Raw genomic sequence first — 14,769 nt, forward strand, 5'->3', positions numbered from 1 at the left:
TAATTATTAATCTTTATAAATGAAAAAAATTCTAAGTACAATGGTGCTTTGTTGTGCTGTGGCAATTGGTCATGCACAAGTCTTAAATATTGTTGACAGTGAATCTGGAGACAAATTGGACCAAGTATCATTAATGAATAAAACGCCAAATACCTTTGCTACAACGAATGCAAAAGGAATGGTGGATATTACTCCATTTAAAGGTGCCGAAAGAATTGAGGTGATTTATTTAGGGTATGAAAAACAAGTGTTTTCTTATCAAGAATTAATTGGTTTGAATGATACTTTAAAATTATTGCGTTTATCCTTCTCAACAGATGCAATTGTTGTTTCTTCATCAAGGTGGAAGCAGAATGTTAGGGATATTCCCTTTAAAGTAACGGCTATTTCTCGTATTGATGTCGAACTTCAAAATCCACAATCGGCAGCTGATTTATTAGCGGGTTCGGGTGAGATCTTTGTTCAGAAAAGTCAATACGGAGGTGGTTCACCAATGATTCGAGGTTTTGCAACCAATCGGCTATTGTATAGTATTGACGGTGTGCGAATGAATACAGCGATTTTTCGTGGCGGGAACTTGCAAAATGTTATTTCTTTAGATCCTTTTGCCATTGAGAATACCGAAGTGTTATTCGGACCGGGTTCTGTGATTTACGGAAGTGATGCGATTGGTGGTGTAATGAGTTTTCAAACTTTAAAGCCTAGTTTGTCCTTAGACGGAGATCCTTATGTGGCAGGTAAAGCTATCAGTCGAATTTCATCGGCAAGCAACGAATTGTCTGCGCATTTTGATGTCAATGTCGGCTGGAAAAAATGGGCGATGATAACGAGTTTTACATCGAATGATTATGGCGATTTAAAAATGGGTTCGAATGGTCCAGATGAATATTTGCGTCCTTATTATGTGGGGCGTGTAGACAATGTTGATGTGGTTGTTAATAATGACGATCCTCGGATTCAAAGTCCTTCTGGTTACGATCAAATCAATTTCATGCAAAAAGTGAGGTTTCAACCGAATCAAAATTGGGACATCAATTATGGTTTCCATTATTCTGAAACTTCTCCTTATTCGAGATATGACAGGCATCTCCGTGTTAAAGATGGTTTGCCGCGTTATGGAGAATGGAATTATGGTCCTCAAAAATGGATGATGAACAATATTAGTATTGAACATGATGGTTCAACTGTGATGTATGACCAAATGAATATTCGTTTGGCGCATCAATACTTCGAAGAGAGCCGTATCAGTCGTGATTTTAACGATGCAACACGCGAAATTCGAATGGATAAAGTTGATGCCTATTCTGCCAATGTTGATTTTAATAAATCATTCGGAAAACGTGATCAACTGATTTATGGTTTTGAATTTGTACAGAACGATATTCGATCTTCTGGGATTGATGAAAATGTGTTAACCGGTGCTTCGCAGGTTGGACCAGCAAGATATCCTCAAGCAACTTGGGCGTCTTATGCAGTTTATATCAGTGATCAATATAAGATCAATGAAAAATTCTTAGTTCAAGGTGGGTTGCGTTATAATGTTTTCCAAATGGATGCACAATTCGACACCTCTTTCTATCCTTTTCCTTATACCGAAGCGAAATTGAATGAAGGTGCTTTGACAGGAAGTGTTGGGGCAGTTTATCGGCCGAATAATAGTTGGGTGATTAGTGCGAATGCCGCGACAGGTTATCGTTCTCCGAATGTGGATGATATGGGTAAAGTATTCGATTCTGAGCCGGGTGCTGTTGTTGTACCCAATCCTGACTTGAAAGCCGAATATGCTTATAATTTTGATCTTGGAATTACGAAAGTATTGGGTGGATTTGCAAAAGTTGATGCGACTGTATTTTATACTTATTTAGACAATGCATTGGTGCGGCGTGATTTTACTTTAAACGGAATGGATAGTATTGTTTATGCCGGAGATATGAGTAAAGTTCAAGCGATACAAAATGCAGCTGTTGCTAATGTTTATGGAATTCAGTTGGGGATAGAAATCATGTTCGGTGCTGGATTCGGCTTCTCATCTAAATTTAATTATCAAGTGGGAGAAGAAGAATTGGATGACGGTTCTGTTAGTCCTTCTCGACATGCGGCACCAATGTTTGGTGTATCTCGATTGTTTTATAAAAGAGGGAAATTGAACTTGCAATTCTATGCTGAATATAGTGGAGGACGCTCGTATGAAGAATTGCCAATCACTGAACAGGCAAAACCAGAAATCTATGCAATTGATGACAACGGGAATCCTTATTCTCCAGAATGGTATACGGTCAATTTTAAGGCGATGTACCAAATTTCAGATCATTTTACTGTAAATGCTGGATTGGAGAATATTACTGATCAATTGTATCGATCTTATAGCTCTGGAATATCTGCAGCGGGACGGAATTTTATTCTTTCGCTGAAAGCTACTTTTTAATAGCGTAAAAACATTTTGATATTCGTTTTTTGAATATCAACTTTCTGACAATGTGCTTGCTTTCTAGTCGAAATTGGAGGGAGACTAAAAACAAAAACTAAAATATTTAGATAGGTAAAATATTGCCCAAAACTGAATAAAAACAGACGGTTTATGGGAGTTTAATGTCTTAATTTTAGCTAGTAATCATTGTCTTAACAAAATAAATAAACAAAAATTATGAAAATAAATATAAACGTGAAAATTTTGCTTTTGCTGATTTTTACAAGTACATGGTCGCAAGCACAAGAAGAATTTTCGTGTGGAATTGCGGAAAAATTAAAATTAGTTTACGAAGCCTATCCAGGTTTAGAACAAGATCAGCAAGAATTGCTTGAAAGGAGCAAAACTGGTGGTTTGAGAAGTGGTGATAGAGATGGTGTTTATACCATTCCTGTTGTTTTTCATATCATTCATGAAAATGGCGTCGAGAATATTTCTGACGAACAGGTTTATGATCAAATGGCCATTCTAAATAGAGATTACCGTAAATTAAATGCTGATACAGTTGAAATAATGGAGGAGTTTAAAGCTATTGCTAGTGATGCTCGTATCGAATTCCGATTGGCAAATAAAGATTTGTATGGAGAATGTACTAATGGTATAGAGCATATTTATAGCTACGAGACGAATAATGGGGACAACTATTCTAAATTAAACCAATGGCCCCGAAGTCGTTATTTGAATATTTGGGTAGTGAATTCAATGGAAGACGGTGTTGCTGGATACGCATATTATCCTTCTGCAGTATCTGGTGCATTGGCTTATGCTGACGGTATAATCATTCGACATAACTTTATTGGGAGTATTGGAACATCAAGTGAATATTCTTCTCGTGCTTTAACACATGAAATTGGGCACTGGTTAGGTTTACCGCATACTTGGGGTAGTACAAATAGTCCTGAAGTATCATGTGGTGATGATGGTGTTGAAGATACGCCTGAAACTGCAGGTCATACATCTTGTGTTTTAGAAGATACCGATAATTGTAATACTGGAATTGAAGAAAATATTCAGAACTATATGGAGTATGCTTATTGCTCTCGTATGTTTACCGAAGGGCAAATAGCAGTGATGACAACCAGTTTAGAGAATGTCATATCTTCTAGAAATAATTTGTATACCGATTTGAATAAGGAGAATGGAGGAATAGATCGTGATCCTGTTTTATGTACCCCTTTGCCTTCGTTTTATTCAGATAAAAATTCGACTTGTAAAGGAGGAGATATTCAATTCTTCTCGTCGTCTTCAAGGGCTGAAGTCGATCGTTATGCATGGTCGTTCCCAGGCGGAATTCCTTCAAGTTCAACTGAGATGTCACCCGTTGTTAATTATGCGGAAGTGGGGAATTATGCGGTAACATTGACGGTAACAAATGCAGCCGGCACAGAAACTTTGGTGAAAGAGAGTTTTGTGAATATTCTACCTGATTATTGGCAACATGAAGGTCCATTTAATGAAGATTTTGAGACAACCGAATTAGGATACGATAGTTGGGTAATAGAAAACCCTAATGAGAATGAAAATGTTTGGGCAATAACTGAGAATGCAGCTTATTCAGGGGATAAAAGTATGGGGGTTCAGTATTATAAAGCAAGTCCAGATCCAATTCTTGAACCACATTATTATGAGCGTTTAGGCGGGCAAGTCGATGCATTTATTACACCTGCTTATAATTTAGAGCGGACTTCAGATGCATTTTTTAGCTTCAAATACAGTTATGCAACAACAAATGCTGGTGTTTACGAGCCTCAAGTCGAACTGAATATTTCTTACCAAACGAATTGTGATGGGGCTTGGCGTCGATTAACTGACCTAGAAGGAGATGAGGTTGAATGTTTAGGTTATATTGGAACATCATTTAAGCCAAATCGTGCCGATGATTGGACGACTTTTAGTATTGCACTGCCAGGAGCAGCTGATGGACCGAATACTCGGTTTAGATTCGAATTGGTAGCTGAAGATGGTATGAATAACTTTTATATTGATGATATTAATGTTAGCGGTGTCTTGTCTAACGGAGATTTAAATGAGAGCATACAAAACATGTCTGTTTATCCGAATCCAATTGCTGACAATAAAGCGTTGAATTTATCTTTCTATTCTGTAGATAATGAGTCTGCATCGGTGCGAATTACAAATGTGATGGGTCAAGAGGTTTTCCAAACGTCAATCGCAACTATTGCTGGTTTGAACACAAATGTTTTGCCTATTGGCGATGCCCGTATTGCCGCTGGCGTTTATAATATTACGATTCAAAAAGGGAGTTCTTTAAGAACCGCTCGATTAATAATTCAATAAATAGAGATAGGGGTAAATGAGATTTGAAATGTCTTAATTAAAAATCAAAGTACATGAAAAGGTTCGCTTATTTACTTTTATTCGTCTATTTTTTAATAGTCTTGATGGCATAATAAAACAAAAAAGACCTGTGTTTCATTGTGATACACAGGTCTTTTTCATTCTGAGATTAGGGTATTAAAATCTTAAGGAAGCGCGTCAATTAAATCGATTAATGCCTCCTCTGTTGTGGGTTCAAATCCACTGATGTCTTGAACGTGATCTGCTTCAATCGTTGCTGCTTGGATGACATAATTTAACGATCCGTCAATAATTGCAACAGCAATAAAGTGAACTTCTAAACCAATTGGAATAAGACCGTAATGTTCCGTAAATCTTCCGTCTACCCAACGATCAAAATTCGCTAAAGCAGGTCCTTCTCCATCATAAGAAATATAAACTTCCGTGTTTTCGTTGTCGAATCCTTCTGGAACTTCTGCAAATATTGTTGTTTTAGGGCGAGGATCAGAATACCATTTGTCGATATTTGTCCAACCCCATTCTCCTGGAAGAATGTCGTATCCTACCGAATATCCACCTTCACCGTCAAGAGTGTCTTCAAATTCCTCATCCAATAAACTGTCTTCAGCTATGCCCCATAATAAATCATCTTCAGATACATTAACGAATTTGCGCATGCCTCTGTCTAATTCATTCGAAACACGTAATTTCATTGGTTCTAATAGTACCAATTCCACACCGTCTTGTGAAACTGAAACATAAAATTCGCCACCTGAAATTAATGGAATATGTTGTCCCGAATTGTTAACAGCCATTGTTGGTTTATCTAATAAAACCATGTCCGATTTTTTGTAAATTTCAATTAAATCAACATCCACGTTGCCATTTACAAGATCTCCGTTTGCATGGGCCAATTTATTTGCATTGAGCATAAGTGTAACACCTCCCTCTCCTTCAATGTAAATAAATGCATTTGCGTTTACTGTGAAATTTTGTGTTTTTTCTTCAACGTTTTTATCAAAAAAATTGATAAGAGCTGCCGCATTTGGATGTGGAGGTGGAACAATTTCGTGTTTGTTACATGCCATTGTAATTAAGCCTAACCCAATGAGTAAATAATTTATTTTTTTCATATTAAGTATTTTAATTAATACTCTGAAGGTTAGCGGTTGGTTGCCTGAAAAAAATAATTGCTTTTTAGCAAGTGAGAAAAACAAGATGTTAAACTGTTTGAATTACAAGTATTTACGTGTTGTTAAAAAAGAGGATGGTTCGTGCTAGTTTGAATGGTTTAAAACGGCAAAGAACTTGTTAAATTATGAATAATAAGAAAGTTTTGATTGAAAAAATAATTAAATATCGTTCAATAATAGACACGTTTTAATAGATTATTGCTGTACGATTTTAGAAATTATTGATCCTGTAAATTGTTTAAAAAGGACATTATACTAATAATTAAATTGCATTGAAATAGTATCCCAAGCACCAACGGTTTTTTGATAGGTATTGTCCTCATTATTATTCTTATTGAAACGAATGCTATTCGGGTAGGTATCACGGCCAACTAATTTAAGATACATCACAGTGTCTTTACTGTAATTATTGATTACAATATCATCCACAACCGATGACGCTGATATAAAGTAGGGTGTATCGATAGGCTCAATATTTGTTAAGGTTATTTTCGCATAAGCACTCCTATGGCATGCTTGATTTAATATGTGAGTTCCGACGGCTGTTATTCTTTGATGACTATTGTTTACGGTATAGTCTGAACTAACGAATAAATCACTTTGTGGATCTGCACTCAGTTCAAATCCTACTGCTCCATCAGCAGCAATTGATATGGCGTAATTTCCGTTGATGTCAGAAGTATCAAACATGATAATTTCATCTATCATTGAAGTGTAACCAATAAAATTACGGATCTGCTTGAGCTTATAGAGTTTTACGATCGCGTTTGGAATAGGATCTCCAGAAACAATATCTGTAATTTGACCAGAGACGTTGACGTCTCCATATAATAAATCTTGCTTTTTATTGCATCCACTGAGGAGAATGATCAAGCAATAGAGCATTGTTTTTTTCATTTCAAAACTTTCTCTTATTACTACGAATTAGGCCTAATAGTTGCCTCTGAAAAAGATTTTTTCGAAAATTAAATGAATTAATGATTAACCTCCTAAAGTGGTTAAGGTAAAGTAAGAACTCAATTTAAAATTAAGTCAGTTTATTGATAATATCGATAAGAGATTTTGTTTCTATGACATTCTTAAGAAGTCAACTTCTTGAGACGATAAATGTCTCCAAGTGCCACGTGGTAAATCTTTCTTCGTTAGTCCAGCAAATTTTACTCTGTCCAATCTTGTTACAGTATAACCAACTGCTTCAAACATTCTTCGAACAACTCTGTTTTTCCCTGAATGAATTTCAACGCCAACTTCGCGACTTCTCGTGTCTTTTATGATCTCAACTTTATCTGCTTTAGCAAAATCAGCATCGTCTAATTCAACACCAGCCAATAATGCATCAACATGTGCAACTTGCATTGGTTTGTCTAATTCAACGTGGTATATTTTTTTAACTTCATAACGAGGATGCGTAAGCTTTTTAGCCATATCACCATCATTCGTGAACAATAAAACACCTGTTGTATTTCTATCTAAACGACCTACCGGATAGATACGTTCTTTACATGCATTTTTCACCAATTGTAAAACTGTTCTTCTGCCCATAGGGTCATCCATCGTTGTGATGAAATCTTTGGGTTTATTCAATAATACATATTGTTTTTTCTCCGTTTGAATGATGCTACCGTCATATTTAACCTCGTCAGTTGGCTTAACTTTATAACCCATTTCAACGATGATTTTACCGTTAACTTCAACGATTCCAGATTCGATTAAAACATCAGCTTCTCTTCTTGAACAAATTCCAGCGTTCGCAATAAATTTATTTAATCGAACTTCATCACTAAATGATGGCATAGGATCACCTTTTGCCTTCTTAAATTTATCTCCGGCATACGGACGTTTTCCTGCTGGTTTTTTACTACCAAAAGGTTTCTTTGTATCTTTTCCTCTTCCTGAACCACCACGACTTGATTTACCAGGTCCGCTTGATTTTTTTCCTCTTTCACTCATAATCTGAAATTTTTTGCAAAGATAGCTTTATTTTGTATCTAATGTGCGCTTTCGTGTTAATTCGAAATGTACCGCCTAATTGGATACGAGAATTTATAAAATTCGTTATGAATTATCTTTTTTTAATAATTCTAAAACGCGTTCAACATCTTCTGGAGCATCGATATTAGGCGTTTCTACTGTCGTTAAGGTCGTTCGAATTTTATACCCGTTGTACAACCAACGCAATTGCTCTAAGGATTCTAATTTTTCTAAATCACTCGCCGGTAAAGCCAATAATTCATTTAATGTACTTTTTCGCCATGCATAAATGCCAATATGTTTGAAAAAGTCTGTCTTTTTTAACCAATCTTCGTGTGGTGTATTCGCGATATGTGGAATAGGGCTTCGGCTGAAATAAATGCCGTTGTTATTGGCATCCAAAACAACTTTTATACGATTGGGATTTCTAACATCTGACTCGACCGCTATTTTTTTGACAATCGTTCCTATTTCAACAGTCGAATCTGAAAATAAATCAACCAATTCATTCAGCTGTTCTGGTCGAATTAAAGGTTCGTCACCTTGAATGTTGACAATGATATCAAAGTCGTTATACTTTTGAATGACCTCACCGCATCGTTCTGTTCCACTGTTGTGATCACTACTTGTCATCATTACTTCTCCTCCAAAAGCTAAAACATGTGCTTCAATTTCAGGATGATCAGTCGCAACGAGAACCGTATCAAAAGCTGAACATTTTTTTGCTTGTTCGTAAACCCTTTGAATCATGGATTTACCCATTAAATCGATGAGTGGTTTTCCAGGGAAACGACTCGAACCGTAACGTGATGGGATGATGCCTAGTACTTTCATTTAATATTTATTTAGTACAATCGAACTAAATTATATAGAATCGATTGATGTCAAAATCATTCTTAAACCTTCTAAAAAGAAGCAACACTTCATGCTTAAACACTTCGGTTATTTCGAACAGTAAAAGAAGTAACGCTACACACTTAAACCGTTCAGTCAAATCGGACAATAAAAGAAGCAACGCTTCTCAAATCGAACAGTAAAAGAAACAACGCTACACACTTAAACCGTTCAGTCAAATCGAACAGTAAAAGAAACAACGTTTCAAAAGAAGCAACGCTTCTCAAATCGAACAGTAAAAGAAACAACGTTTCAAAAGAAGCAACGCTTCCTAGTCTAATTTCAAAACAGCTAAGAATGCTTCTTGCGGAATTTCAACATTCCCTACTTGACGCATTCGTTTTTTACCTTTTTTCTGCTTCTCTAATAACTTACGTTTACGCGAGATATCACCACCGTAACATTTGGCGGTTACATCCTTTCTTAAAGCCTTAATCGTCTCTCTCGAAACAACCTTAGCACCAATTGCTGCTTGAATAGGAATTTCGAATTGTTGTCTTGGGATTAGCTCCTTCAATTTAACACAAATCTTTTTACCTAAATCGTGCGCATTACTTCTGTGAACAAGTGCTGACAAAGCATCAACTTGATCGCCGTTCAATAATATATCTAATTTAATAAGGTCAGATTTTTTATAGTCGATCGGCGTATAATCAAAAGAAGCATATCCTCTTGATACCGATTTTAGTTTATCATAGAAATCGAATACAACCTCACCCATTGGCATCTCGAAAGTTATTTCAACACGCGATTGCGTTAGGTAGACTTGATTTTTCAGTTCACCACGTTTTTCGATACACAAATTCATAATTTGACCGACATAATCGGCTTTAGTAATGATTTGAGCGCGAATGTATGGTTCTTCAATATAGTTGATCATTGAAGGATCGGGTAATTCGGAAGGGTTATTCACCACTAACATTTGATCACCTTTTCGTAAATAAGTTTTATACGATACATTGGGTACGGTAGTAATCACCGTCATGTTGAATTCTCGTTCGAGACGCTCTTGGATAATCTCCATGTGCAGCATTCCTAAGAATCCACAACGGAATCCGAAACCTAATGCCGCAGACGATTCAGGTTCGAAAACCAAAGAAGCATCATTCAATTGCAATTTCTCCATTGAGTAACGCAATTCTTCATATTCATCTGTATCAACTGGGTAAACACCGGCGAATACCATAGGTTTAACATCCTCGAAACCTTGTACAATTGCTTCACAAGGATTTTTAACCGTAGTAATCGTATCACCAACCTTTACTTCGTTCGCTTTCTTAATGCCAGAAATTATATAACCAACATCACCAGTTTTTACGACCTTTCTCGGCTCCATTTCCATTCTTAAAATACCAATTTCATCAGCATGATACTCACGACCAGTATTGACGAATTTCACCAAATCACCCTTGTGCATTTCACCGTTCAGAACTCGGAAGTAGGCGATAATGCCTCTAAACGAGTTGAACACAGAGTCAAAAATCATGGCTTGTAACGGCGCATCAGCATTTCCTTTTGGTGCTGGAATTCTAGAAATAATAGCTTCTAGTATTTTATCAACACCAAGTCCAGTTTTGCCACTTGCTGGAATGACATCCGAAGGATCGCAACCAATTAAGTCAACAATTTCATCTGTTACTTCCTCAGGTTGTGCACCTGGTAAATCCATTTTATTTAGAATTGGAATAATTTCCAAATCATTTTCTAAGGCTAAATATAAATTCGAAATTGTTTGCGCTTCAATTCCTTGGGCAGCATCAACAATTAATAAAGCACCTTCACAGGCGGCAATAGAACGAGAAACTTCGTACGAAAAATCGACGTGACCGGGTGTGTCAATAAGGTTTAACACATAGTCAACACCATCTTGGGTATAATCCATTTGTATGGCATGACTTTTAATCGTAATCCCACGCTCTCGCTCAATATCCATATCATCTAAAGCTTGATTCTGCATGTCTCTGTCCGATATCGTCCCCGTCATCTGCAGCATTCTATCAGCCAGGGTACTTTTCCCGTGGTCAATATGCGCTATGATACAAAAATTCCTGATGTTCTTCATGTTGCAAAAATAGATGAAATTTATTTATTTTAGCCCTTTCGTCATATCGAAAAATTATTGCGAATTTTTTCTGTAAAAAATCTAGCAAAAATAGGGTGTAACGAATTCAAAATTTGACGATTAATTTTCTTGATTTTAAGCACTACAGCTCGACTATTATAAAATTTCACAGAATCGAATAAAATGGTGAGATTTGTTCTAAGAAAATGCCGTTTACTGGTCTCAATATAGTCATAACATAGAAAGGCTAGGCTGTACGCCTTGAATAAGAAAGCTGAATTCCACTGTTAACTAGAACGGAGGTTGCTATGATATATCGCCTTAAACCTTATATTTGCAACCTATTTTATATACCATGAAAGTAATCGATCACATCAGTAATGCAAAAGGGAAAACATTGTTCTCATTTGAAATTTTACCTCCGTTAAAAGGGAAAAGTATTCAATCTATCTATGATGGAATTGAACCGTTGATGGAATTTGATCCGAAATTTGTGAATGTTACTTACCATCGTGAGGAATATGTTTACAAGACAAGAGAGAACGGTTTACTAGAGAAAATATCAATCAGAAAACGACCTGGGACAGTTGGTATTTGTGCTGCAATTATTAATAAATACAATGTTGATACCGTTCCACATTTAATTTGTGGAGGCTTTAGTAGAGAGGAGACGGAGAATGCACTTATAGATTTACATTTTTTAGGAATTGATAATGTTTTGACTTTAAGAGGTGATGCTGTTAAAACAGAACCTAATTTCCGTCCTGATCCTAGTGGCCATTCGTTCGCTAAAGAATTGGTTGGGCAAGTTGTTGAAATGAATAATGGACAATATTTAATGGATGATGTTAGTCTTGATCCTACTGATTTTTGTATTGGTGTAGCGGGATATCCCGAAAAACATTTTGAAGCCATGAATTTGACATCAGATTTAATGCATCTGAAAGCTAAGGTTGATGCAGGTGCTGATTATATTGTAACACAAATGTTTTTTGACAATAAAAAATTCTTCGAATTTGTGGATAAATGTCGTGCCATTGGAATCAATGTGCCGATTATTCCAGGAATGAAACCGATCAAGAATTTAAATCACATTTCGTTCTTGCCTAAGTTTTTTAATATTGATTTTCCTGAAGATTTTGCTGCTGAATTAATGAAATGTAAGACAAATGATGCTGTTGAAGCATTAGGTGTAGAGTGGGGTATTCAACAAGCGAAAGAATTAAAAGCTGCGGGTGTGCCATGTATCCATTTCTATACGATGTCCAAGTCTGATTCAGTTCGAGCGATTGCTAAACAAGTTTTTTAAGGCATTCTGCGCAAGTCGTCACCTGAAATTTTGGTGGTTTGATAATTTTCAAGATTGATCTCAATTCTTTGATCGATGTGTAAATAACCTATTAGTATTTCGTTTGATTTTATCATTTTCACTTGTAATTCAATTTCTTGTACCGTTCCAAAATAGATGTCTTTATATTTCATTTCTGAGTATCCCACAAATCGAGCAGAAAGGTCAACGAACTTGTTCGCAAATTCAGAGATTGGTAACTCGAACTTGAAATTGCCGTCAATATCCGAACGTGTTTTTCGTGTTAAAGAATCGTTTACCAGAATTAAATTAACAAAGGGAGTTGGTTGACCATTTTCATCTGTGACTTTTCCAAAAAGCGTATAATAACGTGTATTCACAATGTTGCTGTCTATTTCTAACGAAGGAATCGAATCTTGTGAAAATAGTACGTTACTACTAATTCCTAAAATAAATACAGCTACAAAAGCCAACTTAAATTTACTGAATATTAAAGCGCGTTTACGGTTCGTAATTTGAGCTTTCGTGAAGATGCCGCAAGTGTTTGGTGTGTTGCGCTTGGCGATTTCAGTATTGCTTAATCCTCTAAAATCTGTGATTGTTTTATTGCATGCTGAGCAATGAAGGCCATCTTTTTTTGATTGTAAAGAATCAACTGGAATCGGGCAATTGAATTTGAGTTGCATATCATTCGTTTCTTTAATGATGCAGTTGGAGGGTTTATTCCATAAATGGTTTGGCGTTTGATGGGATTGAGGGTTAAAGTAAGTCGTTCTTATTCGAATGAAATTATTAATAAAAAAAGCCCATCAGTAATGATGAGCTTTTGTGTTCGTTACTAAAGATGAATAAGACTTAATTCACTTTTATCCAGGTTTGTGTTTTATAAAACCATCCAATATAACCACGCACTTTTAAGTTTTCACCTTCTCTCCATATCGTACAAGTATAAACTTCTCCATCCTCTGGATTAGTAATCGTTCCACCACTATAATCAGTGCCATCTTTCTCTAAGCCTTCAATGATGTTCATTCCCATTAAAGGTTTATTCTTTTTTGATCCTTCACATTTTTCACAAACACCATTCTTTTTATCTGGATTCGTTATGTCTATTATTTTCCCATAATATTTTCCATTAGTCGCCTTGTAAATTTTAACAGTCGATTTTTCTTTGCCTGTTTCGTCGTCAATTGTTTTCCATGTTCCAACAACATCAGTTTGTGCATAAGTGAAAATTGAAAACATTATTACAATTAGACTTAATCCTATTCTTTTCATAGTTCAGTATTTTAAATTGTTTATGATAAAAGTGCTGTTTAGTAATGTGTCGCTTTAGAATGCTTTTATCTTTTCTTCGTTGATTACAAATATATTCATGAAATTTCAAAAAGCGTAATTGAATTCCGCGGATTGTTATGCATTTATGCGAATGTCGTAAAATGTAATTTTTGTTGGTTTGTTTAAGCTGGAATGAATTGTTAATATTCTGTTCGTGACAACCCCAATAAAACGGCGTTAATATTATTCTAATGTAAACTTCTTATGTTTATTTTGGAATAAACGACTGTAATTTTTATATTTGTCTTGTAAATTTGTAAAAGGTCAAGATGGATAAATTTAAAGTCATTGCATATACCAGAGTCTCAACGAAGGATCAGGACACAAATCGTCAATTGGCAGAACTTGAAGAGAGGTGTAATAACAAGGATTGGGAGTTGGCAGACATGTATTCTGAAGTCATTTCAGGAGCGAAACCTTATTCTATGCGACCAGAGTTTGTAAAAATCATTAATCAATTAGATAAAGACAAATCTATTAATTTAGTAATGGTACATGAAATTTCTAGATTGGGTAGAAGTACTCCAGATGTCATGAAATGCATTGAAGAACTTAAATCAAAGGGCGTAGGTGTGTATGTGAACAATGTTGACCTACTGCTTCATCCTACACGTAAAGATGCTACAGCTAATTTAATAATAGGTATCCTAACTAGTCTAGCTCAACATGAGAGGGAATTGATGGTTGAAAGAATAAAATCTGGTATCAATAAGAGTAATAAAAAGTCTGGTAGAAAGACGGGTACAAAATTCGGATTAGAATACTATAAGAAAAAATATCCAGAGGAAATTGAGCTACTTCAGCACGGTCTTCCAGTAGCGAAGGTTGCTAAGCTTCAAAAGACGCATTATGACACTGTAAAGAAAATTTACATATTACTATTTACTGAAGGAGTATCGTCTTATTAATGTTATACCTTAAAGATAAGGTATAGTGATCATTGAATTACGAGATTAAACGTAAATAAAAAATTATATCATAATCATTTTCACAGGCTGATTTAAACTCGAACAATTTGTTCAAGATTAATTATTCAAATTTTACACGTTTTATAAACTGACGAGCGATATTTTAGAGTTTTTCGAATTCCACTATAACAATTCTTCAGAACGATCTATAGATTAATTTTTATTAATAGTACTATTAAGTGTTTACACTGAATATTTTAATGTTGAAATTACGTAAACTTGCTTCAGTAATATACCCAAATTAATACCTAACCCAATTTAGCTATGAT

11 protein-coding genes are annotated in these 14,769 nt (G+C 35.5%); 4 read left to right on the top strand and 7 right to left on the bottom strand.

What is annotated here, in order from left to right; translation table 11 throughout:
• Window positions 1–19: 19 nt before the first annotated feature.
• Both T367_RS0115215 and T367_RS0115220 read left to right on the top strand, forming a co-directional pair.
• Entirely contained in the window at window positions 20–2,425 is a 2,406-nt protein-coding gene (locus tag T367_RS0115215) for a TonB-dependent receptor plug domain-containing protein (protein WP_027420615.1), read from the top strand.
• Window positions 2,426–2,644: 219 nt separating this feature from the next.
• On the top strand, window positions 2,645–4,765 hold the full coding sequence (locus tag T367_RS0115220) for a M43 family zinc metalloprotease (RefSeq protein WP_027420616.1): 2,121 nt from the start codon (window positions 2,645–2,647) through the stop codon (window positions 4,763–4,765).
• A gap of 185 nt (window positions 4,766–4,950) precedes the next feature.
• Here T367_RS0115220 and T367_RS0115225 read toward each other — a convergent pair whose 3' ends face one another.
• The 5 genes from T367_RS0115225 to lepA all read right to left on the bottom strand — a co-directional run bounded on the left by T367_RS0115225 (window position 4,951) and on the right by lepA (window position 10,885).
• Window positions 4,951–5,898 (bottom strand): hypothetical protein, encoded by a 948-nt coding sequence (locus T367_RS0115225; protein WP_027420617.1) that lies wholly within the window; start codon window positions 5,896–5,898, stop codon window positions 4,951–4,953.
• 315 nt (window positions 5,899–6,213) lie between these two features.
• Window positions 6,214–6,855, bottom strand: a complete 642-nt coding sequence (locus T367_RS0115230) for a hypothetical protein (RefSeq protein ID WP_027420618.1) — start codon at window positions 6,853–6,855, stop codon at window positions 6,214–6,216.
• 171 nt (window positions 6,856–7,026) lie between these two features.
• The gene (locus T367_RS0115235; RefSeq protein WP_072032214.1) at window positions 7,027–7,908 is read right to left on the bottom strand and encodes a pseudouridine synthase; all 882 of its coding nucleotides are present in this window, start codon (window positions 7,906–7,908) and stop codon (window positions 7,027–7,029) included.
• A 105-nt stretch (window positions 7,909–8,013) separates the two neighbouring features.
• Window positions 8,014–8,763: a 3-deoxy-manno-octulosonate cytidylyltransferase gene (gene kdsB, locus T367_RS0115240; protein ID WP_027420620.1), complete on the bottom strand. Its 750-nt coding sequence runs from the start codon at window positions 8,761–8,763 to the stop codon at window positions 8,014–8,016.
• A gap of 331 nt (window positions 8,764–9,094) precedes the next feature.
• Entirely contained in the window at window positions 9,095–10,885 is a 1,791-nt protein-coding gene (lepA, locus tag T367_RS0115245) for a translation elongation factor 4 (RefSeq protein WP_027420621.1), read from the bottom strand.
• 355 nt (window positions 10,886–11,240) lie between these two features.
• Here lepA and metF point away from each other — a divergent pair, with 355 nt between their 5' ends.
• On the top strand, window positions 11,241–12,194 hold the full coding sequence (metF, locus tag T367_RS0115250) for a methylenetetrahydrofolate reductase [NAD(P)H] (protein ID WP_027420622.1): 954 nt from the start codon (window positions 11,241–11,243) through the stop codon (window positions 12,192–12,194).
• Here the strand turns inward: metF and T367_RS0115255 are convergent.
• A complete protein-coding gene (locus T367_RS0115255) occupies window positions 12,191–12,880 on the bottom strand; it encodes a carboxypeptidase-like regulatory domain-containing protein (RefSeq protein WP_027420623.1) in 690 nt (229 codons plus the stop codon). The two genes, metF and T367_RS0115255, sit on opposite strands and share 4 nt — an antisense overlap.
• A 169-nt stretch (window positions 12,881–13,049) precedes the next feature.
• Window positions 13,050–13,472, bottom strand: a complete 423-nt coding sequence (locus T367_RS0115260) for a DUF2147 domain-containing protein (RefSeq protein WP_027420624.1) — start codon at window positions 13,470–13,472, stop codon at window positions 13,050–13,052.
• Between the two features lie 329 nt (window positions 13,473–13,801).
• On the opposite strand from T367_RS0115260, the gene T367_RS0115265 reads away from it, so the two are divergent.
• Window positions 13,802–14,440: a recombinase family protein gene (locus T367_RS0115265; RefSeq protein WP_027420625.1), complete on the top strand. Its 639-nt coding sequence runs from the start codon at window positions 13,802–13,804 to the stop codon at window positions 14,438–14,440.
• The last annotated feature ends 329 nt before the right edge of the window (window positions 14,441–14,769 follow it).

It is taken from the genome of Crocinitomix catalasitica ATCC 23190 (genome assembly GCF_000621625.1).
Classification (GTDB): domain Bacteria; phylum Bacteroidota; class Bacteroidia; order Flavobacteriales_D; family Crocinitomicaceae; genus Crocinitomix; species Crocinitomix catalasitica.

Coding starts and splice junctions, on each gene's coding strand:
- T367_RS0115265 (WP_027420625.1), top strand. CDS start 13,802: ATGGATAAATTTAAAGTCATTGCATATACCAGAGTCTCAACGAAGGAT.
- T367_RS0115230 (WP_027420618.1), bottom strand. CDS start 6,855: ATGAAAAAAACAATGCTCTATTGCTTGATCATTCTCCTCAGTGGATGC.
- T367_RS0115260 (WP_027420624.1), bottom strand. CDS start 13,472: ATGAAAAGAATAGGATTAAGTCTAATTGTAATAATGTTTTCAATTTTC.
- metF (WP_027420622.1), top strand. CDS start 11,241: ATGAAAGTAATCGATCACATCAGTAATGCAAAAGGGAAAACATTGTTC.
- kdsB (WP_027420620.1), bottom strand. CDS start 8,763: ATGAAAGTACTAGGCATCATCCCATCACGTTACGGTTCGAGTCGTTTC.
- T367_RS0115225 (WP_027420617.1), bottom strand. CDS start 5,898: ATGAAAAAAATAAATTATTTACTCATTGGGTTAGGCTTAATTACAATG.
- T367_RS0115220 (WP_027420616.1), top strand. CDS start 2,645: ATGAAAATAAATATAAACGTGAAAATTTTGCTTTTGCTGATTTTTACA.
- T367_RS0115215 (WP_027420615.1), top strand. CDS start 20: ATGAAAAAAATTCTAAGTACAATGGTGCTTTGTTGTGCTGTGGCAATT.
- T367_RS0115235 (WP_072032214.1), bottom strand. CDS start 7,908: ATGAGTGAAAGAGGAAAAAAATCAAGCGGACCTGGTAAATCAAGTCGT.
- lepA (WP_027420621.1), bottom strand. CDS start 10,885: ATGAAGAACATCAGGAATTTTTGTATCATAGCGCATATTGACCACGGG.
- T367_RS0115255 (WP_027420623.1), bottom strand. CDS start 12,880: ATGCAACTCAAATTCAATTGCCCGATTCCAGTTGATTCTTTACAATCA.